Consider the following 23,631-nt stretch of genomic DNA (forward strand, 5'->3'; position numbering starts at 1 on the left):
ACGGAAGCTCGGCAGTAGCTACATCATTTTGTAAAGATTGGCCCTGCATTCTCGGCTAAATGAGCAATACTGGAGGAAACGATCATGCCGAACGCACGAAAGACCAAACGCGAGCAACGCTTCGACAGCGCGCGGATGATCGCCGAGGCCATAGGCGAGCCGTTCGTCGCTCCCTCAACCCTTTTCGCCCGGGCAAGCGCCGATGACCTGGAAAACTACACCCCTGAAATGCTTGCCTTTTCAGCCGTTCGTGCGGCAGCTGACCTCGCCGCCTGGGACGGCACGAAGCCGAGTGTCATTGCCGCACCGCTGTCTGGCGTCGAGCCGGCGGGCGTTCCGGTCGTCGTGCTCTCTATCGTCGACGTCAACAAACCGTTCCTCTACGATTCGGTCATGGGCGAAGTGACGGCTGCCTGCCGTGACCTCTACCTCGCCATCCATCCGATTCTCGCCATCGACGCGACGACAGGAGCGGCAACGCCCGCAAACATGGCGCTGGAGGGCGTGGAGCGGCGCATAAGTTACATCCAGCTACATCTCGCACCGCTCGGAGCCACTCAGATCGAGGCGCTGATAGAGCGGCTGAGCCATGTTCTCAGTCAGGTCAAGCTGGCATCGAGCGACTGGAAATCGATGTTGTCTACGCTCGACGGAGCCATCGCACAGTTGCGATCGTATGAAGCCGGGCGCCGTAAGTCCGATCGGGACGAGGCCGTTGCCCTTCTCGAGTGGCTGCGCGACGACAATTTCACCTTCCTCGGGATGCGGGAATATATTTATTCAGGGGACGGGACCGATGCGCAGGTAAGACGCGGAGACCAGCCCGGCCTCGGAATTCTGTCGGATCCCGACGTTCTGGTGTTGCGACAGGGCAAACACGCCGTCATGACCACACCCGAGATCCTTGCCTTCCTGCAGGGACCTGACTTCCTGATCGTCACCAAGGCCAACGTCAAATCGGTGGTTCATCGCCGGGCCTACATGGACTATGTCGGCGTGAAGCGGTTCGATGCCAATGGCAGGGTCGTCGGCGAATTGCGGATCGTCGGACTGTTTACCTCCACGGCATACACGCGCTCGGTCAACCAGATCCCGCTGCTGCGGGCAAAGGTCGAGCGGACCATCGACCACTTCGGGTTCGATCCCCAAAGCCATTCCGGCCGAATCCTTCAGAACACCCTCGAATCCTACCCGCGTGACGACCTGTTCCAGATCGATCCGGATCTGCTCACCCGGTTCGCCGAGCAGATCATGGATCTGGCCGAGCGACCGCGGGTCAGGGTTCTCCCGCGTATCGATCGCTTCGACCGGTTCGTGTCCCTCATCGTCTATGTTCCGAAGGAGGACTACAACTCCTTGGTTCGCGAGAAAATCGGCGAGTACTTCTGCTCGGTTTATGAAGGCCACGTTTCCGCCTATTACCCGGCTTTCCCCGAAGGCGGTGTGGCACGCGTCCATATCATTATCGGACGCTCCGGGGGCAAGACGCCAAGGGTCGCACAGCCCCGCCTTGAGGAAAAGGTCCGCGAAATCACCACCCGCTGGGACGACGAGTTCCTCGCTAAGGCCGGCCCCCAGGCATCCAACGTTCAGGTCGGCCGTGCCTACCAGGAGACATTCTCCCCGGAGGAGGCCGTGTCGGACCTTCGCCATATACACGCGTGCGTCAGCGGGCCCGGCATCAGCATCGAGTTCCATGAAGCGGAAACGGGTGCCGGAACAGGTCTCTACCTGAAGATCTTCCATTCGGGAGCGCATCTGCCTCTGTCGCGGCGGGTCCCGCTTCTGGAAAATCTCGGCTTTACCGTCATCAGCGAGCGCACATTCGATATCACGGTCGCCGTCGGCGACGAAAACCGCCTGGTCGTGTTGCACGACATGGAACTGCAGCTGCAATCCGGCGGACAGTTCACTCTCGCAAGCGACGGCCCCCTGGCGAAGGAAGCCTTTTTGGACGCCTTCAATGGCCGCGTCGACAACGATGCCTTCAACAGGCTCGTTCTCTCCGCCGGCCTTACGGCTAGGGCGGTCACTGTCCTGCGCGCCTATGCCGCCTATCTGCGGCAGGCGGGGATTGTCTACTCGCAGGAATATATCGCCGACACGCTGACCAAATATCCGCGTATCGCCGAGGCGATGTTCAGCCTCTTTGTCGCAACGTTCGATCCCTCCTTGCACGAAAGAAGCCGGGCCCAGCGCACAGCCGATATTCGTCGCTCGATAGAAGCCGGACTTGCTGGCGTTCCGAGCCTCGACGAGGACAAAATTCTGAGGCGCTACCTGAACGCGATCGAGGCGACGCTGCGTACCAATTACTTCCAGACAACCGATGGCAAGCCAAAGCCGATGCTGGCGTTCAAGTTCGATCCGGGCCGGCTGGAGGGTCTACCGGAGCCGCGTCCGTTCCGAGAAATCTTCGTGTTCGGCGTCATGGTGGAAGGCGTTCATCTGCGCTTCGGAAAGGTCGCGCGCGGCGGCTTGCGCTGGTCTGACAGGGCACAGGATTACCGCACCGAAGTCCTGGGTCTTGTGAAGGCTCAGCAGGTGAAGAACGCCGTAATCGTTCCCGTCGGCGCCAAGGGCGGCTTCTTCCCGAAGAACCTTGGCACCGCCACCAGCCGCGACGAATGGCTGCGAGCCGGCACCGAAGCGTACAAGACCTATATCAGCACGCTGCTGTCGATCACCGACAACATCGAAGATGGCGAGGTGGTGCCCCCGGCCGAGACGGTGCGACTTGATGAGGACGACCCATACTTCGTGGTAGCCGCCGACAAGGGCACCGCTACCTTCTCCGATACCGCCAATGGGCTGGCGCAGGATGCGGGTTTCTGGCTGGACGACGCCTTCGCATCGGGTGGATCAGCCGGTTACGACCACAAGAAGATGGGCATTACCGCACGCGGCGCCTGGGAAGCAACAAAGCGCCACTTCCGTGAGATGAACATCGACATTCAAACGACGCCGTTCACCGTGGCGGGCGTTGGCGATATGTCCGGCGATGTCTTCGGCAATGGCATGCTGCTGTCCGAGAAGATCCGGCTTGTCGCCGCATTCGATCACCGTGATATCTTCATCGACCCGGATCCGGACATGGACCGCTCCTTCGCGGAGCGCAAACGACTTTTCGAACTGCCGAGATCGAGCTGGCAGGATTATGATCGGAGCCGGCTGTCCAAGGGGGCGATGATCATATCGCGCAACCAGAAATCAGTCGCTCTGACGCCAGAGGCACAAAGGGCAATCGGTCTCTCGCAGGACAAGGCGTCTCCGTTCGAGATCATGTCCGCGATCCTTCGCTCGGACGTGGATCTTCTGTGGTTCGGCGGAATCGGGACCTATATCCGGAGCGCGACCGAAACGGATGCCGAAGTCGGCGACAGGGCGAATGACGCGATCCGCGTTACCGCCGACGAGGTACGCGCAAAGGTGATCGGCGAGGGCGCCAACCTGGGTGTGACGCAAAAGGGTCGCATCGCCTTTGCCCTTGCCGGCGGCCGGATCAACTCCGACGCTATCGACAACTCGGCGGGCGTGAACTCCTCGGACGTCGAGGTGAATATCAAGATCGCGCTTGCCCCCGCCATGAAGGAAGGTCGGCTGCCGCGGCCGAAGCGTGACAGGCTGCTTGCCGAGATGACCGAGGAGGTCGCGCGGCTGGTCTTGCGCAACAACTACCTGCAGACACTCGCGATTTCACTGACGGAACTGAAGGGCGGACAGAACCGGGAAGAGCTCGGCCGCGTGATGAGCGTGCTCGAAGCGCAGGGGCGGCTCAATCGACGCGTCGAAACCCTGCCGGACAATGACGCCTTCGCCGAGCGATATGGATCGGGCCGGACGCTGACACGGCCGGAGATCGCGGTCCTGCTGTCATACGCCAAGATCGTGCTGTTTGATGAACTGGTCGCGAGCACGCTGCCTGACGATCCCTATTGCGAGAAGGTGCTTCTCGACTATTTCCCGGCGAAGATGCGCAAGTCCTTCAGGCAGGACATCCTCGATCATCGGCTGAGGCGCGAAATCATCGCAACGGTTCTCGCCAATCATGTCATAAACCGCGGCGGCCCGGGCTTCATTGTCAGCATGGTCGACGCCACCGGCGCCCTGTCTGCCGACATCGTCAAGACAGCTCTTCTGGTCCGCGACGCTCTCGACCTTCCGGCCCTCTGGGCAAGGCTCGACGCCCTGGATGGGAAAATAGCCGGCGATGTCCAGAACAGGCTCTATGCCGGTGCCGGAAAGATTTACTTCGACTTGACCCGGCTTCTTCTCGAAACGGGAACGGTGACGTCCGACCTGACCACCGCTCTCGAGAACCTGTCAAAGGCGGTCAAGGCGGCCGGCACGACGATCCGGCAGATCCAGCCCGCCAGTGTCGCGGAAGAGGTTGAACGGGAAGTCGGCGAACTGGTCGCGGCCGGCGTACCGCGCGATGTCGCTGTCGATGTCTGCCATCTCCAATCTCTGGTGATCACGCCTGAGATCATGCAGATAAGAGACCTGACACGGATGACTCTGGCAAAGGCCGCTGAGGGCTATTTCGCGGCCACGGCGGCGTTCAGGATAGACGACCTGCTGTCTTTGGCCGCCCGCGTCACCACCGCCGACCACTACGACAGCCAGGCGCTGATGCGTGGCGTGGACCGGATTCGCGAAGCCCGCAGGCGAATCGTGTGCGCGGCGCTGACGCAGCAGGGCAATGACCGGGATCCCGTCGGACGCTGGGCTGCGGAAAATGCGAGACGCCTCGATCGGGTCCGCGACGAACTGCGGGTTCTCATCGACAGCGGAGAGGCAAGCCTGGCGAAAATCGTCGTGGCCGCCGGTCTCGTGAGCGATCTTGCGGAAGACCGGACAACGTGAGACTGTTTGCTCTCTTCAACGGTGAAAGGTCGTCTTGAGGCATGAGCAGCGCGACGTCGGTGGACGGATCGGCGTCGAAGGTCGCCCAGAGGGGAATCGTCGGCTGGATGTTCTTCGATTGGGCGGCGCAGCCGTTCTTTACCGTGATCACCACGTTCATCTTCGGGCCATACCTCGTGTCCCGCATGACCGAAGACCATGCCGCGGGCCAGGCGGCCTGGAGCTACACGATCACCATATCCGGAATCGTGATCGCGCTCCTGTCGCCGATTCTCGGCGCCATCGCTGATGCGACCGGTCCCCGTAAACCTTGGATCGCCATCTTCGCCGCCGTGAAGATTCTCTCCCTAGCGGCGCTTTGGTATGCCACCCCCGGGTCGAGCCTCGTCTTTGCCCTGACCCTCATTGTCCTGGCCACGATCGCGGCCGAGTTTTCGATCGTTTTCAACGATTCGATGATGCCTGGCCTCGTGTCGCCTTCGGAGGCGGGACGGATTTCGAACATCGCCTGGGGTCTGGGTTATCTCGGTGGCATGATCGTCCTGATCATCATGGTCACGCTGCTGGCCGGCAGCCCCAACACCGGCAGGACGATCCTGGGCATCCAGCCGCTCTTCGGCCTTGACCCGGCGGTCGGTGAGGATGCACGCATCACCGGTCCGATCTCGGCAGTCTGGTATCTGATATTCATACTTCCAATGTTTCTCTTCACACCGGACCAGCAGCGTCGAAAACCCTTCGCCGCCGCCGTTCGAACTGGTCTCGGCGAAATCCGGGCCACGTTCGGAGAGCTGAAGAGGCGGCGCGGAATCCTGAGATTTCTCATCGCTCGAATGATCTACCAGGACGGTGTCAACGGGCTCCTGGCATTGGGCGGGACGTTTGCGGCCGGAATGTTCGCCTGGCAGACGCTCGAACTCGGCGTTTATGGGATCATTCTCAATGTTGTCGCCATCGGTGGCTGCGTGTTCGCTGGGCGACTGGACAGCAAGATCGGCTCAAAACGGGTCGTGGTCATCAGTCTCGCGCTCCTGACTATCGCGACCGTCGGTATCGTCTCGACAGGACCGGGCTTCACTCTCTTCGGATGGCTGGAACTCTCGACTACCGACCATGGCGGCTTGTTCGGAACGGCGGCGGAGAAAGCCTATATACTTTACGGTCTGCTGATAGGCCTCGCATTCGGCCCCGTCCAGGCATCGGCCCGATCCTATCTGGCGCGCAGCGTTTCTCCGGACGAGGCGGGCCGGTATTTCGGACTGTTCGCCTTGTCGGGCCGCGCCACGGCGTTTACAGCGCCACTGGCCGTTGCCGTTGTGACGACAGCGACCGGCTCGGCGCGGATGGGCATGGCCGCGCTCGTCGTATTCCTGCTCATCGGACTGCTGGCGATGCTGAGGGTACCTTACCCCGCGCACCAACCCGAGAGCCAAGGCCGCGCCTAACGTAGCGGTTCGTGGATCCCCACCCGAAACCGGCTTAATGCCGGAAATGGCGGACACCCGTGAACACCATGGCGACACCGTGCTCATCGGCGGCGGCAATCACCTCCTCGTCGCGCATGGACCCACCCGGCTGTATAACGGCCGTCGCGCCCGCCGCAATTGCCGCAAGAAGTCCGTCGGCGAACGGGTAGAAGGCTTCCGAGGCCACGGCCGATCCGTGCGTCAACGGCGCTTCGAGACCCATGGCGCGCGCGGCATCCTCGGCCTTCATGGCGGCGATCCGAGCTGAATCGACGCGGCTCATCTGACCGGCGCCAATGCCCACAGAGCGTCCATCCTTCGCGTAAATGACCGCGTTCGATTTGACATGCTTGGCGATCTTGAAGGCGAACTTCATGTCTTCCAGCTCCGTCGGCGTCGGGGCGCGCTTTGTAACGACCTTGAGCTGCAGGTCCTCCACCACGAGATTGTCCCGCGACTGGACGAGAAGGCCGCCCGACACCGTCTTGGCCGTCAACCCGGCGGCGCGGGCGTCAGGAAGTCCACCCGCTTTCAGCAGGCGAAGATTGGGCTTCGACGCGATGATGGCTCGTGCCTCTTCGTCCACGTCAGGCGCGATGATCACCTCCGTGAAGAGCTTGACGATCTCCGTTGCGGTCGCCGCATCCAGGGTCTGGTTCAGCGCGACGATCCCTCCAAACGCCGAGACGGCGTCGCAAGAAAGCGCGCGCATATAGGCATCCACGAGCGTCGCGCCGGTCGCCACACCGCACGGGTTGGCGTGCTTGATAATGGCGCAGGCCGGCCCGTTCTGTGGCAGGAACTCAGCCACCAGTTCATAAGCCGCATCGGTGTCGTTGATGTTGTTATAGGAAAGCTGCTTGCCCTGAAGGAGCTCGGCGGTTGCGACACCGGGACGGCCTTCGCCGGTGACGTAGAAGGCGGCCGACTGATGCGGATTTTCACCGTAACGCATCCTCTCCTTCAAAGCGCCCCCGATCGCTCGGTAATCCGGCGTCTCGATGGCCAGCGTTTCGCAGAGCCAGTTCGAAATCGTCGCATCGTAGGCGGCGGTACGCCCGTAGGCCTTTGCCGCCATGCGCTGACGATATCCATATCGTGTCGCCCCACCGTTCGACGAGAGTTCCTCGAGCAGTCCCTGGTAGTCGGAGGGATCGGTCAGAACCACGACATAGGCGTGGTTCTTGGCGGACGCCCTGATCATGGCCGGTCCACCGATATCAATGTTTTCGACGGTGGTCGGGTAATCCCCGCCCTGGGCACGGACCTGCTCGAACGGATAGAGATTGATGACCGCGAGATCGATGCCCTCTATCCCATGCTCCGCCATCGCCGCCGCGTGCTCGGCATCATCACGTATGGCCAGCAGGCCACCATGCACGTTGGGATGAAGGGTCTTGACGCGACCATCCATGATTTCTGGAAATCCGGTAACGTCGGAGACGTCCGTCACCGGCAGGCCGGCGGCGGCTATGGCCTTGTGCGTTCCGCCTGTGGACAGAAGGCGCACGCCTGCGTCGCTAAGCGCCCGCGCGAGGTCGATGACACCTGTTTTGTCGGATACCGACAACAGGGCCGTCTTTACCGGAACGAGATCGGGAACAGGGGTTTTCTTCGATACGACGGCCATGGCGCAACTCCGCTCTGCGTGGATTGAGGCTCACGGTGGAAACCTTCGCGGTGCGCCTAGCACAGCTTTCGCCGGGATGAAACCGCGCTTTGGCTGGAGAGCGCCGTGTCGTTAGGGACTATAGGTAAACGACCAGACGATCTCCGGCGTGAGGAACGTCAACTCGATCTGTTCCGATGGCCGTGTCCCTGACGCATCGGCGAAGAAAACGTCCTCCGTCAGGGCAGCCGTGCCGGCAATGGCCTTGAAGGTCCAGCTTCCGCCACTCGCGCTATCGAGTCGGATCGTCTGCTCGTCAAGTTGCGTGCACGTGACCGAAGGGTGCACATGAAAGCGCGCCAGCGCCGGCTCCGGATAGACCCCCGTCGCAGGCTCCCTGTCCGGCAGAAGGATCCGGTCCCGACCGATGATCTTGTTGCCATCCGCGCTGAGACGGATCTCGCGCTCATGCAGAACGCCGTATCGCCCGAGATAACCATCATGCCGTGCCAGGAGGCGGTCGCTGCCATCCGTCCCTGTCTGTCTGTTGACATCGACCTCCCGGACGCCGTCCACGAAGATCGGACCGAGAAAATCGGACCGCGAGATCCGACAGGAAGACCGGTCGCCGAGGATCACGGTGCTGTGGGCCGCGGTCTCGCGCGCTATTTCCCGCAACGTGCTTCCGGCGAACCGGGGCGACCCGCAATTGACGATGAAACGCTGCCGGCCGGAGGACATCTCGAAGGAAAGACAGCCCGCATGCGCGACGCGCGAAAGGTCGTCTGACAGAGGTCGACCGACATCGGTGATGATCACGGTGTCACCCGCCGACAGCCTTTGGAACTGGCTGTGGGGCAAAGCCTTGAATGGCTGGCCGGCGGTCTCGTCGTAGCGCAGTACCGCCATCAGATCATTGGCGAGTGTCAACGTGGCGCCGTTGAACAGCGCAAGATCGCCGCCCTGATGCCGGAAGAAGCGGATCGCCGGAAACATGCGATCAATCGCCGGGATGAGGCGGTTTGGCACCTCATGGCCGAGGTTTATGTAGGTTTGCCGGAGCGGCAGGAGGTCGAGCAAAAGCTCGACGGCGGCCTGTGGGTTTCGCGAGATATGTCCACCATCCGGTAGTATTTGCCGCTCGATCTCACGATCGAGTGCCCGGGACGCGCGGCGGATCGACGAAGCCGAATTCTCCATCGCGATCGAGGCAAAGGCCAGGGCGATACGCGCCCTGAACCGCGGAAGACCGTCGGGCGCAAAATCGCACATTCGGTCCAGATAACGGACGTGGTGGTAGACACTCGACAAAAAGCGGCGATAGAAGCCGGCATCGGCGCCTTGCAGCACGATCGGGGAATGGGACAGCCAAGCGATAAGGCGTTGTGCAGCCACGTCAGGTTCCCAGGCGCCACCGGTTGCCCAGGAGCCGTATCGATCGATCCAGTCGTCTAGAATGAACCGCGTTCGTCCGCGGCATTCGTCATCCTTGCTGGAACGAATATGCCGGAGCCAGGAAAAGGACTGCAGGCGGACGGAAAAAAGCTCCGACGGCATGTCGTGCGCGAAGGGCGAGTCCTCGCCAACCTCCAGAATGCGACCCGCCAAAGGAAATCGTCCCAGCATGATCTCCTCTGCAACAAAGGGATCAATCGCCCGCAGATCGGTCGGCGCAACAAGCAGCTTCGTCCGCTTCCAGCTGCCAAGCCGCAAACGGGGCTGCATGGCGGATCGACGGAGCGTCCTGCGCCATAGCTCACGCACATAGAGCCGAATCAAGCTTCCTCGCTCTCAAACCCGTGGCGCATCCGCGACGAGCTCACCTGTACGCACAGCGCTTTGACCGCACTTTTCGCCCACCGCCGATTTGGAGATGCGACCACGGTCACGGCGCCTGTTTTAGCAGGTTCGAAATCTGATTCATCTGGCCTTTGAATTAAGATTTCATGAAAGGCGTCTGAGAACGCAGGCGTAGAAGCCATCCATTCCACCCGCAACGCCGTCCGCTGCAGGCAGCATGTCCGGCGTGGTGCGGAATTCTCCCTTTGCGGTGATGGCGGTCTCGAGACCTGGCCAGTTCTCCGGTAGCACCGGTTCGCGCGCAAAATCGCTACGGTTCGACAAAACGTTCTCGACCAGCATCTCTCCTTCCAGCGGATCAAGCGAGCAGTTCGAAAAAACCAGCAGACCTCCTGGCCGGACAAGTGTCATGGCATGGCGAAGCAACCGTCCCTGCACCTCGGCCAGTTTCCCGATATCCTCCGGCGACTTGGTCCATAAAACGTCCGGATGACGTCTGATAGTGCCTGTCGATGAGCACGGTGCATCAAGCAGGACTGCGTCGAATCCGTCACCGGCATCCAGCGCAAGCAGATCCGACTTCACGGTTTGCGCGCTCAGCCCGAGGCGCGAGAGATTGGTCTCCAAACGGCGAAGACGATTGGCCGATTGCTCGACTGCAACCACCTCGGCACCCGCAAGCAGGAGCTGCGCGGTCTTTCCGCCGGGCGCCGCGCAAAGATCTGCGACGCGCCGGCCGGCCAGAGTTTTGCCGAACAGTTGGGCAGGCAGACAGGCCGCCGCGTCTTGAACCCACCAGGCGCCATCGTCATATCCATCGAGCTCGGAGACCGCACCCTTGAAGGCCTGCAGACGGAGACTTCCAGTCGGAAGCAACCGGCCTTCCAACCGTGCTGCCCAGACTTCGGAATCCTGCTTGACCGTCAGATCGATTGCGGCAGGTTCCAGGATCGCCTCAGCGATGCTGATGGCACGTTCGCGGCCGTAGGCATCGACAAGCCGTTGCTCGAACCACGACGGAACGCAGGCGATACCCGACACCTCTTCCAGCAAGATTGCTTTGTCACGACTGACGCGGCGCAGGATCGCATTGACCAGTTTGGCGAAACGCCTGTTTCGCGGATCGCGGTTGGCCATTTCCACCGCGAGATCAACGGCGGAATGATCTGGTATGTCCAGATAGAGGACCTGCGCTGCACCCGTTACCAGCACGTGCTGCAAAGAACGAGCACCGGCAGGCAGTGGGGTCGCGAGAAGGCGATCAAGGATTGCTTCAATGCGCGGCAGATAGCGTAGCGACGATTGAACGATCGCGCGTACCAAGCCTCGATCCGTCGGATCGAGCGCAAGATATGCCGGATTCCCGTGTTCGGCGTCCAGCATGCCGTCGAGAGAGGTTTTTCGATCCACCACGGCGGCCAGCAATCTCGCAGCCGTTGCGCGCGCCTCCAGTCCGGCCTTCTCGGGCAAAGTTCCCCGACCTTTAGGGGAGGGGACATTGCCCTTTGTATTCGAATTCAAGACCAGGGACCTTTACGTGAACTTGTTCCGCCACGCCCCCAGCCCGTGTCCGGCACAGTGCGCGACCTGCGCCCCGCCTTAGCAGTGACATCCCGGTCGGTCGAGCGAAATTGCCCGTCGGTAGCCATCTGTTCCAATGCCGCGATCCGGTTTTCCGTGTTCGGGTGCGTGGAGAAGAGGTTGTCCATCCGTTGCCCCGACAGGGGATTGATGATGAACATGTGCGCCGTGGCCGGGTTCCGCTCGGCATCGTCGTTGTGAATTCGGGTGGCGGCGCCGGCGATCTTCGCAAGCGCGGACGCCAGCCAACGGGGATTTCCGCAAATTTCCGCGCCCCGCCGATCAGCGGCATACTCGCGTGTGCGGCTGATCGCCATCTGAACCAGCATCGCAGCGAGCGGAGCCACGATCATGGCAATCAGGATGCCGACGAAACCCAGCGGGTTGTTCCGATCATCCCGGCTTCCGCCAAAGAAGAAGGCGAAGTTCGACAACATCGATATCGCGCCAGCGAGGGTCGCGGTGATCGTCATCGTCAAGGTATCGCGATTTTCGACATGCGCGAGTTCATGAGCCATCACCCCGGCCACCTCTTCGGGCGAGAGAGTACGCAGAAGACCGGTCGACGCTGCGACCGCAGCATTTTGCGGATTACGGCCGGTGGCGAAGGCGTTCGGCTGATCGTTGTCGAAAACGTAAACGCGCGGCATGGGCAGGTTCGCCCGAGCCGTCAGATCCCTCACCATGTGGTAAAATTCAGGTGCCGTCCGCTCATCCACCTCCTGAGCGTGATAGGCGGACAGCACCATCCGGTCAGAGTTCCAGTAGGAGAAGAAATTCATCCCGGCGGCAATCACAAGCGCGATCATCATACCGCCCTGGCCACCGATAAGATAACCAACACCCATGAACAGCGCCGTCATGAAGGCGAGCAACATGGCAGTCCGTATGAGGTTCATGGCGTTCTCCCGTGTAAATCCACCCCAGGGGTTGGATCATCGATCAGTCTGCCTTAGATTTAAAAAGCGCACGTCAAGTTTCAATAATGGCAAGGAACGATTCGGTCATGGGCGCCAATGCGGACAATGACAACAATGCGGGACAGACCGCATCTGGCGATGGGAATCAGAAGGCTCTGAGTCCCGCGGCCAGGCGAGCGCTTGCGGAAGCTGAGGCGCGGCGCCGCGATGCGACTGAAAGTCAGCCCGCGGTAGAAATCGGCGGACGCGGCGGTTCCGATCCCGCTCGTTTCGGCGACTGGGAGATCAACGGTCGAGCCATCGATTTCTGACGTTGGCACCGTTGCGCGCTGACAGTAAGAGGAATATATTCCTCTCATGTTATCGCTGCGACACATCACAGCCTTGCTTCTGGCGCTCGCGCTTCCAGTGCAGTATGCCGAGTCCCGGCAGCGTCTGTCCGGGCCGGTGACGGCCAATCTCCTCGAAGTCATTGACGGTGATACCTTGCTCGTGGAGGCCACGCCGTGGCCGGATCATCGCATCATCACCTATGTGCGACTGAGAGGGATCGATGCGCCAGAGCTTCGCTCGTCCTGCTTCGAATCCCGGCGTCGGGCCATCGAGGCGAAGGACGTGCTGAAGAGCCTTGTCCCCGACGACGCGACGCTTGAACTGACGGACATCGCCGGCGACAAATATTACGGCCGGATCGTCGCTGCCGTCCGCCTTAAGAATGGCCAGGATCTGGGGAGCGCGATGTTGTCGGCAGGCCTCGCAAGGCCATACGACGGTGGCCGAAAGGAACCGCCTCTTTGCTAGATTGATGCCCCTCCCGTTTGCGCAGGAGGGGCGAAACATCGTCAGGGAGCGCGGTTTTGCCGATTGGCGATCAGGTCATCGACCACACCCGGATCGGCGAGCGTTGACGTATCTCCGAGCGCGCCGAAGTCGTCCTCCGCAATCTTTCGCAGGATGCGCCGCATGATCTTGCCGGATCGCGTTTTCGGCAGTCCGGGAGCGAACTGGATCTTGTCCGGAGTGGCGATCGGCCCGATCTCGGTGCGGACATGTTTGACGAGGTCCTGGCGGAGCTTGTCGTCACCCTCATGATCCGCCATCAGAGTCACGTAGCAATAGATGCCCTGACCCTTGATGGGGTGCGGATAGCCGACAACTGCGGCTTCGGAAACGAGGTGGTGCGAGACGAGCGCCGATTCGACCTCGGCGGTACCCAGACGGTGGCCTGACACATTGAGAACGTCATCGACGCGTCCGGTAATCCAGTAGTACCCATCTTCGTCGCGGCGGCAGCCATCGCCGGTGAAGTATTTGCCCTTATAGGTAGAGAAATACGTCTGAATAAAGCGCTGGTGGTCACCGTAAACCGTCCGCGCTTGACCGGGCCAGCTGTCGATGATGCACAGATTGCCGTCTGCCGCCCCTTCGATGACATTGCCTTCGTTATCGACGAGTTGCGGCTGAATGCCAAAGAACGGACGGGTGGCCGATCCGGGCTTGAGATCGGTGGCGCCGGGTAGAGGCGTAATCAGAATACCTCCAGTTTCAGTTTGCCACCATGTATCGACGATCGGCGAGCGCTGATCGCCAACCACGTTGTAGTACCATTCCCAGGCTTCGGGATTGATGGGCTCGCCGACGGAACCGAGGAGGCGGAGGCTGGATCGCGAAGATCTCTTCACGAAGTCGTCGCCAGCTCCCATGAGAGCGCGGATGGCGGTCGGAGCGGTGTAGAACACGTTGACCTTGTGCTTGTCGATCACTTCCCAGAAACGCCCCTGGTCCGGGAAATTCGGCACGCCTTCGAACATCACCGTGGTGGCGCAGTTGGCGAGCGGACCGTAGACGATGTAGGAATGCCCCGTCACCCAGCCGACATCGGCGGTGCACCAGTAGATCTCGCCGTCCTTGTAGTCGAAGACGTATTCATGCGTCATGGACGCGTACACGAGATATCCGCCGGTCGTGTGCAGGACACCCTTTGGCTTGCCGGTCGACCCGGACGTGTAGAGGATGAACAGCGGATCCTCCGCCTTCATCTTCACCGGTTCGCAATGCGGCTTAACCTTCGCCGTTTCCTGATGATACCAGAGATCCCGGCCGGGTGCCCATTCGATCTTGCCACCGGTGCGCCGCACGACGAGCACCTTGTTGACGATCACGTACTGCTTCGCGGCAATGTCGATCGCTATATCGGTGTTTTCCTTGAGCGGCACGGGCTTGCCGCCGCGAACACCCTCGTCGCAGGTGATCACGAACGTCGATTCGCAGTCGACGATACGTCCAGCCAGCGCCTCGGGCGAGAAGCCACCGAAGACGACCGAGTGGATGGCACCGATGCGGGCGCAGGCGAGCATCGCATAGGCCGCTTCCGGAATCATCGGCATGTAGATGGTGACCCGATCACCCTTCTTCACGCCATTTGCCTTCAGCACGTTCGCGAGGCGGCACACCTGCTCGTACAGCTGGTTGTAGGTGATCTTCTTGTCGATATAGGGGTTGTCGCCTTCCCAGATGATCGCCGTGCGTTCGCCATGGGTTTTCAGGTGCCGGTCGATGCAGTTGTAGGACACATTGGTAATGCCGTCCTCATACCATTTGATCGGGACCTTGCCCCTGAACGAGGTGTTCTTGACCTTCGTGTACGGCTTGAACCAGTCAATGCGCTTGCCATGCTTGTCCCAGAACTTGTCCGGATCCTCGACACTGTCCTGGTACCATTTCAGATATTTTTCGTTATCGATCAAAGCGCGGCTCTTGGCCGACTTGAGAACCGGATAGGTCTTGGCAGACATGAACTCCTCCTCATGTGTATGCGCAGGCTTTTTCGAAGGTCCTCGCCCCCAGCCATTCGAGTTCATTCATAGCAAAATGCGCCGACCCGACAATTAGACAAAGGTCATTGCGGGACAAAGAATTGCAATTCGCGGGATTTCCGGCTATACGACCCTAAATTCCCGGAAATTGTGGTTGAAACCCACGGCCCGCGAGCACCGGCGCGGACGGAGAGAAGGACTATTTTCAGATGGCTCAAGCATTGCTCATGCCGAAGGCGACAGCCGTATGGCTTGTAGACAACACGGCGCTCTCATTCGATCAGATCGCGCAGTTCTGCAAGCTCCATCCGCTCGAGGTAAAGGCAATCGCCGATGGCGAGGCAGCGCAGGGAATCAAGGGGCTCGACCCGATTTCGACCGGCCAGTTGTCGCGCGAGGAAATCAAGCGTGGTGAAAACGATGTGGCATACAAGCTGAAGCTCTCCGAGCCGAAGGTCCGCGTCCCGGACTCGAAACGCCGGGGACCCCGCTACACGCCGGTTTCCAAGCGTCAGGACCGCCCGAACGCCATTCTCTGGCTCGTCCGGAACCATCCTGAACTGAAGGACGCCCAGATTTCGCGTCTCGTGGGCACGACCAAAAGCACGATCGAACAGATCCGCGACCGCACGCACTGGAACTCGACCAACCTCACGCCGATGGACCCGGTCACACTTGGCCTCTGCAGCCAGATCGATCTCGACCTGGAGGTGGAGAAGGCATCCAAGGGCAGGCCTTTGCCGACCGCTGCCGAGCTTGGCGCAACCCTGCAGTCCGCCAACGAGACCGAGTTCCTCGGCAGCGACTATAAGCGCGAGGAAGAGAAGGAAATCGACGCCAACGCCGTCTTCGCCAAGCTGCAGTCGCTGAAATCGACCCGCAACGAGGATGATGAGGACGACGATCGGTTTTGATCGTTGCGACCTCGAAAGCCCGGCCCTCGACCGGGCTTTTTTATTGCCCTGTCAAAACAGCTTGATGAACACGCCGACGCTGGCTGCGCGTCCCTGGGCATCGATGACAGTCAGCCTGGAATAGCCACCGCCTTCAGGGCTCCATTGGCTGACCCTCGAGCGGCTCTGCTCGGCCATAGGCTTCCCATCCGCGAGCCATCGGAACGGTGGCCTGCCATCCTGGAGTTTTAAAGCCAGCGGTATTGGGGTGCCATCCACTGCGCGTCCGAGTTCAACCTGAGCCCCATCGGGCGGATAAACGATCTGGGGCGCCTTCTGCCGGCCAGACAGTTGCAACAGTCCATCTGAATCCGTCGAGAAGCGACGAAGTGATGCCGGAAGATCAGCGAGAGCACGTCGCTTTACGCCACCCGGAGCAGGCGGAAAGGGTGTTCCCACCAGGCCGGACCGCTCAAAGGCGTCAAAAAGAATGGGCGCGGCGGTGCCATAACCCGTCATCGCCGGGACGGCGCCATTGTCGGGACGCCCAACCCAGACGCCGATCACGTATCGACCGTCGAAACCGACCGACCACGCATCGCGATAGCCATAGCTGGTGCCTGTCTTGTAGGCTATGCCCAAGGATCTGCGCTGGGGCGGTGGCGTAACGCCGGTGAGCACGTCAACCACGTTCCATGCGGCGCTGGCGTCCATCATGGCGGCATCATCGACGTCGGGTCCCGGCTCACGAATCCCGTCGGTCAGGCGTACCGGCCGGCCGCGATTGCCGAAAGCGGTATAGAGCTGCACAAGCTCGCGAAGCGTTACTCCGGCGCCCCCAAGTGCGATGGCAAGCCCCGGCGCCTCGTCGCGTGGCAGCTTCAGATCGACCCCCGCCCTTCGAAGGCGAGCGGCGAGTTTCAGCGGGCCCACCGTGTCGAGCAGCTTCACGGCCGGGACGTTGAGCGATAGCTGCAACGCCTGTCGCACGCTGACGTCGCCTTGATAGGCCATGTCGAAATTCCTGGGACGGTAGCCGAAGAAGTCGGCAGGTCTATCTTCAACCAGGGTCTCCTGCGCAACCACGCCTTCTTCGAACGCAAGTGCATATATGAACGGCTTGAGTGTTGAACCGGGCGACCGCTTGACCGTCGTCATGTCGATCCAACCGGAGCGAGTCGGGTCGAAATAATCCGCCGAGCCGACCTCCGCGATGATGTCGCCGGTTCGGGCATCCGCCATGACGATCGCCAGAGCCACCTTGTCATCGAGCCGGGCCACCGATTCGCGCGCGACGGCCTCCAGTTGCTCCTGTATCGACTTGCGAATCGTCGACCGATGCTCCCGAGCATCCGGTTGCCGCTTTATTGCCGCCTCGGCCAGATGAGCGGCAAGCGCCGGAAGCTGGCGCCGCGCCTTTTGGACCGGCGTCAATTGCGCACGTTGAACTTCCGTCTCTTCAACCAACCCCAGCGAGAGGAGCCTCTTAAGGACGCGCGTTCTTGCATTGGCCGCATTCACCGGATGGCGATCAGGACGGCGGGCCTCAGGCAGCTGCGGCAGCGCTACGAGAAGAGCGGACTCTTCCAGCGTCAACCGGGTCGGCTCCTTCCCGAAATAGGCGAGACTTGCCGCCCGAACGCCTTCTATATTGCCGCCGTACGGTGCGAGCGTCAGATAAAGGTCCAGGATCTGCTTCTTGCTTAGCCGGCTCTCGATTTGAAGCGCCCTGAAAATTTGAACGAGCTTCGTCGTGAACGTGCGGGGACGACCCGGATCGAGAAGCCGGGCCAGCTGCATTGTCAGCGTCGAACCGCCGGAGACGATCCTGCCATTCCCGACCAGCTGGCCGGCAGCACGCAGAAGCGCAAGAGGATCCACTCCCTGATGGTCCCAGAACCGCCGATCCTCATACGCCACCAGCATGTCGATCAGTCGCGGATCGACATCACCCGTCTCCGTTCGCAGACGCCACCGCCCTTCGGGGGTGGCGAACGCCCGCAGCAGACCGCCGTCGGCATCTAGCAGTTCCGTCGACACGATCGACGCTTTCTCCAAGGGAGGAGGAAACCTCTTGTCGACCCAGAGGACAGCCGCAGTCGATGCGGCAGCGGCCAAGGCCGCGAAAAGACCCAGCGCCAGGAACAGTCGGGTCTTCACGGACGCGCCTGCACTGCCATCCGGCCTGTCGCCGTACGAGCCTGCAGTTCCGGCCGATACATATCTTCCACGTAGGCCGCAGGATGCTCATACGTGCCGGGACGAACTGCACGGACCACATAGGCCAGGCTGATCACGTCGTTGTTGCCTTGGGGCCTGTCGATCGCAGCGACGAAGCGGTCATCGCGGAACTCCAGATGGGCGGTTTCGGTCTCGCCGATCCAGCTGAAGTTTTCCAGTTTCGCGCTATCGACGAGGCTTGGATTGTCGATCTCGAATCCAGCCGGCAGCAGATCGGTGATGAGTATCTGCTGCGGGGAGTCGAGGCTCTCCGTCACCTCCAGCACCACCACGTATCGCTCGTTCTGACTGGCCTCCGAAATGTTGGCCTCGTTGCCGCTCATGTCGTAGTAGCCGCGATTGATCGTAAAGCCGCCGCCCCCGGCAGCGAGCGGCACGGCTGGCGCGGCCACCGTCGTTATTGCGACCGACACATTTTCGGTACCTTCGTTTGTGATCGCGAGCGCGTCGGAGAGGATTGCGGACCCTTCCAGCCTGGTTCTGTAAGCACCGGTGTGCGCAGTTCCGTCTACAGCCAACTTGATCGCATCGTCGCCAGCGGTCAGCGCCCGTGCCGCTAGCAGACCCCAGCTCAGTTCCTGCGTGCTGATATAGCGCTTCTGCTTCCAGTCGCGCTCTACCATTCGGGTGAGTTCGGGCACGATCGGTGGAACTGGCCGACTTTCCGCCGCCAGCGCCAGAATGGCAGCGGCATCGCGTAGCGGCGATCCATAATTTGCGTTGTCGTAGCTGATCTTGGTGATCGACGCCTGCTCGGACATCTGCACCGCATCCAGGAACACTGACTTCGAACGTGTCTCATCCCCATACAGTGCGAGCGCCGCAGCCAGATGCGCCTTGGCAAGGGGCGTTGGAAAATCGTTCAGAGCCGTATCGACGTAATACCGCAGGTCGCTCAGCGCCGCTTTCCTGTTCCGGGCGAGCACATAAAGCGCATAAGCGACGGAGTTTCCCTGGACCCTGATGTCAGCGCCATAGCCAACCTGGTTCTGAAGGTTGTCGAGTGCCTGGACCAGAGCTTCAGCCGGAACGTCGTACCCCTTCTCGCGCGCCCGTGTCAGGAAGTCGGTGACATAGGAGTCGAGCCACATGTCGCCATATCCGGGTCCCCAGAGACCAAAACTCCCGCTGGACGACTGGAAGGACAAGAGACGGAATATTGCGTCCTGGACCCGTTTTTCGATCTCTTTGCTCGCCGGCAGTCCGGTCATGGACGCGATCTCGTTGAAGTAGAGAAGCGGCAATGCACGGCTGGTGGTCTGCTCGGCACAGCCATAAGGATAAAGATCGAGACTCATGAGCATGGCAGCGGGATCAAGGCCAGATGCGCGGGTGACATTGACGCTGATCGATGCGTCATCCAGCAGGCTGTCTGACAGCAGCTCACCATCGACGGCAAGCGTGGCGCCGGGTGACAGCGTCAGTTCCCGGCGCTCCGTGATCGGCAGCGCCGCAGGGCGGACGCGGAGATCAAAGCGGCGCTCCAGAAGCAATCCGCTGCCGTTCGTCAGAGCAAGATCTATTGTCCCACCCCCCGCCCGAACAGCGGATAAAGGGACCGTGATCGCCGCTGTCTTCCCAGACGTCAGCTCAATCGTCCGCATCGCATCCTGCGGTGCAATTGCGAGGACCGAGTTCGAGGACAAAGCGATATCGAACCCGCCCGAAGGGACATCGGTTGCAGCGAGTTCAATCCGAAACTCGGTTTCGTCTCCCGGAGCCATGAAACGGGGGAGATTTGCGCTGATGACAACGGGATCGCGCACGACGACATCCCTGGTGGCATGCCCTACGCCCTGTTTCGACCAGGCGACAGCCATGAGCCGGACGGTGCCGTTGAATTGGGGAATATCGAACGACACCTCAGCTTTACCGTCGGCATCAAGACGGATCGCGCCAGAGAAGAAGGCAACCAGTTTTTCTTTCGGCGGGTCTCCCTGCAGCGGGGTCTGGGCGCCGTCGCCCCCCGTCCGGATACGCCCGGCAGCTCCGAGCGATCCATCGATCAACTGGCCGTAGAGATCTCTGAGCTCGAGGCCAAGACGCCGCTGTCCAAAATACCAGCCGTCCGGATCCGGTGTCTCGTAACGCGTGAGATTGAGGATACCCACATCGACGGCGGCGACCACAACATAGGCTTCTTGATCGCTGCCCGCGCCGCTGACGCTGATGGGGACAGAAAGAGACTGACGCGGCTCGATTTTGTCGGGTGTCGCCAGTTCCACCGAAAGCTTTGCGGAACCGGGATCCACCTTTGCCCACACAATGCCGATTGCCCTTGAGGGCATCCGGCTCTCGATGGCGTCCCCCGGTCTGTGGAGCGATGCGGTTATATACGTTCCGCCGCCCCACGCCTCTGTGACAGGCAGGCGAACCTCTGCCGCCTCCCCGTCAACGGTCGCGTCAATGGCAGTCAGCAGGCTGTCGGTACCAACCGTGACAAGGAGCTTGCCGGCAAACCTCGGCGATACCTTTAGGACAGCGGTTTCACCCACCGAGTAGCTTTCGCGGTCGAGAGATATCTCGAGAGCATCCGGGGTTTCCGTCGATGCCTGTTCCACGTACCAACCGGCGTCGAACTCCACGCTGGTAGCCGGAGCGTCTACCGATGTGCCCTCGACCTCCAGGCGGTATCGGCCCCAAGACACTGGAATGGACAATTCCGCACCGTCGGAGGTCAGATCGACCAGCCCATCCGCTTCCTGTCTGGTTGTGACAACGGGCTCGAAGCGCCACGAGGTTCCGTCCCGGTACCACTGATAGTTCCGCTCGAGCCTGAGCAGTTTCCAACGCAGGCCCGACGCTTCCTGTCGATTGCCATCGCTGTCGACAGCCAGAACGTGGAAGCGCGCCAACGCATTCTCGGAAACCGATCCATCGAATTCAGGCTTGATACCGATCATCTGGCCATCCTGCCGAACAGGCAGTACCAGTTTTCGTTCCACCGCTCTTCCTCCGCCATCTCCCAGACGGACAACGATCTCGGCATTCAACATCTGCGTCGTGACGGGAACTTCATCCACGAGGATGTCGAGAACGGCATTTCCGGCATCGTCCAGCGGCTGAGCGTCATCAATCGGAATCCGGCTATCTTCGGAGGACTCTTCATCAACCAGACCGAACTGGTATCCCTCGAATCCCTGGCGCGTCCGCGTCGGCCGCACCGTGACTTCTCCCTCGTAACTCAGTCCGGCGGCCGGTGCTCCGTAGAGATAGCGCCCGGAAATTGCCACCGACTGGGGTGTTCCCGGCTCGATTTCTGTGTCCGTGCTAGTGAGATCGAACTCGATACGGTCCGGAACAAAGTCGTCCACGAGGAACGTCTTGCGGGCGATCGCCGATTGCTTCGGGTCCGCGTGGACCGATACGGTCCATGTCCCCCGCATGGCATTGGCCAACAGGGGTAATTCCAGGAAATGCCCGCCCAGATCACCACCCTTGCTGACGATACGTCTATATTCGACGCCATCGGGCCGAGCGAATATGAACGTCAACGGCAGGCCTTCGATCGCGGAGGCATCTCCATCACGCGCCAAGGCCGCCGTGTGGACGGCTTCCCCTGGACGATAGATACCGCGCTCTGTCCACGCGAAGATGTCAATTGCCCCAGGTGCGAGACGACCGGTCACGCCCCGATCCGACAAATCGAAGCCGGCTTTGGTCATGTCGAGAAAGACGTAGTCATCCTCACCCTTGCGGGCTGTCATGACCGCGGGAGAAAGTGCGGCTTCCCCTCTCACGAGGCCGGCGGCGAAGATCGCGCGACCTTCCTTGTCGCTTGTCGCTGTGCCGAGAATCTCGTTGTTCTTCGCCAGGAGCTGTAGCTCAACGCCTTCCAACGGTTCGGCAGTTGCCAGGGATCGAACGAACACGGAAAGACCGTCGGTCCCGGCGAACGTCGATAGTCCTATGTCCGAAACAACAAACCACTGTGTCGCACGACTGTCCCATTCTTCGGAAGGCTTGCTGGGAATCGTCGCCGTCAGGACATACACACCCGGCCGACGTTCCTTCAGGATTTCGTCAACGGGCACGCTGGTGACGACGTCGCGGTTCACGTCCGACGCTGTTTCCAGCGTGCCCTTCCAGACAATTTCGCCCGTTTCCGCTTCGATCCGCTCGGCATCATAACCGTCGAGCTGGTTGAGGAAGCGTCCACCGGCAAACATCGGGGCAATGCCTCGCTCGCCAATCCGGAAGAGAGACAGGTCGACGCTGTCGGTGTTGATGGTGACAAGCGGGATACCATGGCGTGCAGTAGACGGGAGAACGAAATTCTCGCCGGTGAAGCGCACCGAGGGCGCGCGGTCCCGCACATAGAGATCGAGATTTACGGCCTGCGGCAGGTCTTCATCCACTGACGAGGGAAGCCCGGCCCGGACGAGAAGCTGGTAGCGTTGTCCGTGGACAAGTCCTTCCACGCAGATCTGATTTTCCTTCGCACTGACAGCCTGCGGCGCCTTCCCATCGAGAAGAACGAAGTTCTCGTAATCGATACCACGCTTGACCAGCGGCTCCGAGAACTGCACGCATGCCCGCGGCGTGACACCATCTGAATCGATCGAATGATCAATGACACGGAATCCATACCGCGCCCGCAAATCCTCATAAGCGGCCACCACAGGTGCAGCTTCGACCAAAGCGAGACTTTCCCTATACGCAGACAATGCGGCGCGATAGTTTTCCGTTGTTGCGAGGGTTTCCGCGAGCGCGACCAGCGCGCCGGCGCGACTGCCGGCCGTGCGACTGACAAGATAGGCATTGAAGGCGAGCGGAACACCTTCAGCCCGAAGGTCGGGATTGCCGACGATTCGGTTTGCAGCACGCGCGGCGCCCAGCCAGATTTCGGGATCTTCCGCCTCAATCGACAAGGCTGCCTTGTATGCCGAGAGAGCGCCCTCAGGCCGCCCAGCAGAAAGCTCCGAGTGAGCGAAACCCACAAGGCCGGCAAAACCCATTCCGGCATAGCCATCCGGCAAGGAAAGGTTTGCCTTCTGATCGCGAGCCTGCTGGCGAATGGCCTCCGAAACAAAGGCAAGCGCGGGAGGAGCACCCAGATCGACATCGTCACCGCCCTCGACCACGCGCCCCGCGATTGCTCCTGGGAAAGCGTTGGGTGTTTCGAAATCAGACTTCAGAAAGCACCAGCGCGCCTTGGGATTATAGGTGAAAGCGCGACAGATATCGTCTTCCACGCAGGTCTGCTCACACTGCTCCAGTGAGACATTTCGCTCGGTTCGAAGGTCGAAGCCAAAATAATCGGCATCGGTGGTTGTGACGACCGTCCTCGTTGTCTCCGAGGCATTTGATATGAGAGTGGAAAACGAAACGATCAAGGTTGCTGACGCAATCGCAAGAAATCGGCGCCTGGACATCCTGTCCCTCCCAAGGCTTGGTGTATGGCACCAGTTTTTCAGACTTCTCGGCCTTGTCAATCAC

At 60.9% G+C, this 23,631-nt stretch carries 12 protein-coding genes; 5 read left to right on the forward strand and 7 right to left on the reverse strand.

Annotation, left to right across the window (positions count from 1 at the left end; genetic code table 11):
• Positions 1 to 84 precede the first annotated feature (84 nt).
• Complete coding sequence (locus J5J09_RS00680) at positions 85 to 4,866, forward strand: NAD-glutamate dehydrogenase (RefSeq protein WP_208547810.1); 4,782 nt, start codon at positions 85 to 87, stop codon at positions 4,864 to 4,866.
• Positions 4,867 to 4,907: 41 nt separating this feature from the next.
• Complete coding sequence (locus J5J09_RS00685; RefSeq protein WP_208547811.1) at positions 4,908 to 6,311, forward strand: MFS transporter; 1,404 nt, start codon at positions 4,908 to 4,910, stop codon at positions 6,309 to 6,311.
• Positions 6,312 to 6,345: 34 nt separating this feature from the next.
• On the opposite strand, the gene purH is transcribed toward J5J09_RS00685, so the two are convergent.
• From purH to htpX, 4 genes are all read right to left on the reverse strand, one after another.
• Entirely contained in the window at positions 6,346 to 7,962 is a 1,617-nt protein-coding gene (gene purH, locus J5J09_RS00690) for a bifunctional phosphoribosylaminoimidazolecarboxamide formyltransferase/IMP cyclohydrolase (RefSeq protein WP_208547812.1), read from the reverse strand.
• Between the two features lie 111 nt (positions 7,963 to 8,073).
• A complete protein-coding gene (locus J5J09_RS00695) occupies positions 8,074 to 9,666 on the reverse strand; it encodes a heparinase II/III family protein (RefSeq protein WP_208547813.1) in 1,593 nt (530 codons plus the stop codon).
• A gap of 219 nt (positions 9,667 to 9,885) precedes the next feature.
• On the reverse strand, positions 9,886 to 11,262 hold the full coding sequence (locus tag J5J09_RS00700; RefSeq protein WP_246745759.1) for an RsmB/NOP family class I SAM-dependent RNA methyltransferase: 1,377 nt from the start codon (positions 11,260 to 11,262) through the stop codon (positions 9,886 to 9,888).
• Positions 11,259 to 12,221, reverse strand: a complete 963-nt coding sequence (gene htpX, locus J5J09_RS00705) for a zinc metalloprotease HtpX (protein ID WP_208547814.1) — start codon at positions 12,219 to 12,221, stop codon at positions 11,259 to 11,261. The genes J5J09_RS00700 and htpX overlap by 4 nt, the downstream gene beginning before the upstream one ends.
• Before the next feature lie 86 nt (positions 12,222 to 12,307).
• Between htpX and J5J09_RS00710 the strand changes: the two genes are divergently transcribed.
• Both J5J09_RS00710 and J5J09_RS00715 read left to right on the forward strand, forming a co-directional pair.
• Complete coding sequence (locus J5J09_RS00710) at positions 12,308 to 12,553, forward strand: DUF1674 domain-containing protein (protein WP_246745760.1); 246 nt, start codon at positions 12,308 to 12,310, stop codon at positions 12,551 to 12,553.
• Positions 12,554 to 12,599: 46 nt separating this feature from the next.
• Complete coding sequence (locus tag J5J09_RS00715; protein ID WP_210387923.1) at positions 12,600 to 13,043, forward strand: thermonuclease family protein; 444 nt, start codon at positions 12,600 to 12,602, stop codon at positions 13,041 to 13,043.
• A 41-nt stretch (positions 13,044 to 13,084) separates the two neighbouring features.
• Here J5J09_RS00715 and acs read toward each other — a convergent pair whose 3' ends face one another.
• Positions 13,085 to 15,037 carry an acetate--CoA ligase gene (acs, locus tag J5J09_RS00720; RefSeq protein WP_208547815.1) on the reverse strand — a complete coding sequence of 651 codons (1,953 nt, stop codon included), beginning with the start codon at positions 15,035 to 15,037 and terminating at the stop codon, positions 13,085 to 13,087.
• A gap of 230 nt (positions 15,038 to 15,267) precedes the next feature.
• On the opposite strand from acs, the gene J5J09_RS00725 reads away from it, so the two are divergent.
• Positions 15,268 to 15,972, forward strand: coding sequence for a DUF1013 domain-containing protein (locus tag J5J09_RS00725; RefSeq protein ID WP_208547816.1), 705 nt, complete (start codon positions 15,268 to 15,270; stop codon positions 15,970 to 15,972).
• 51 nt (positions 15,973 to 16,023) lie between these two features.
• On the opposite strand, the gene pbpC is transcribed toward J5J09_RS00725, so the two are convergent.
• Together pbpC and J5J09_RS00735 are read right to left on the reverse strand one after the other, a co-directional pair.
• The gene (pbpC, locus tag J5J09_RS00730; RefSeq protein WP_208547817.1) at positions 16,024 to 18,111 is read right to left on the reverse strand and encodes a penicillin-binding protein 1C; all 2,088 of its coding nucleotides are present in this window, start codon (positions 18,109 to 18,111) and stop codon (positions 16,024 to 16,026) included.
• A complete protein-coding gene (locus J5J09_RS00735; RefSeq protein WP_208547818.1) occupies positions 18,108 to 23,567 on the reverse strand; it encodes an alpha-2-macroglobulin family protein in 5,460 nt (1,819 codons plus the stop codon). Before J5J09_RS00735 ends, pbpC begins: the two co-directional genes overlap by 4 nt.
• Positions 23,568 to 23,631 lie beyond the last annotated feature (64 nt).

The organism is Ciceribacter sp. L1K22 (assembly GCF_017599385.1).
Classification (GTDB): domain Bacteria; phylum Pseudomonadota; class Alphaproteobacteria; order Rhizobiales; family Rhizobiaceae; genus Allorhizobium.

Bases quoted from the DNA above. Each gene is read 5' to 3' on its own strand.
- J5J09_RS00680 (WP_208547810.1), top strand. From the start codon at position 85: ATGCCGAACGCACGAAAGACCAAACGCGAGCAACGCTTCGACAGCGCG.
- J5J09_RS00685 (WP_208547811.1), top strand. From the start codon at position 4,908: ATGAGCAGCGCGACGTCGGTGGACGGATCGGCGTCGAAGGTCGCCCAG.
- purH (WP_208547812.1), bottom strand. From the start codon at position 7,962: ATGGCCGTCGTATCGAAGAAAACCCCTGTTCCCGATCTCGTTCCGGTA.
- J5J09_RS00695 (WP_208547813.1), bottom strand. From the start codon at position 9,666: ATGCAGCCCCGTTTGCGGCTTGGCAGCTGGAAGCGGACGAAGCTGCTT.
- htpX (WP_208547814.1), bottom strand. From the start codon at position 12,221: ATGAACCTCATACGGACTGCCATGTTGCTCGCCTTCATGACGGCGCTG.
- J5J09_RS00710 (WP_246745760.1), top strand. From the start codon at position 12,308: ATGGCAAGGAACGATTCGGTCATGGGCGCCAATGCGGACAATGACAAC.
- J5J09_RS00715 (WP_210387923.1), top strand. From the start codon at position 12,600: ATGTTATCGCTGCGACACATCACAGCCTTGCTTCTGGCGCTCGCGCTT.
- acs (WP_208547815.1), bottom strand. From the start codon at position 15,037: ATGTCTGCCAAGACCTATCCGGTTCTCAAGTCGGCCAAGAGCCGCGCT.
- J5J09_RS00725 (WP_208547816.1), top strand. From the start codon at position 15,268: ATGGCTCAAGCATTGCTCATGCCGAAGGCGACAGCCGTATGGCTTGTA.
- J5J09_RS00735 (WP_208547818.1), bottom strand. From the start codon at position 23,567: ATGTCCAGGCGCCGATTTCTTGCGATTGCGTCAGCAACCTTGATCGTT.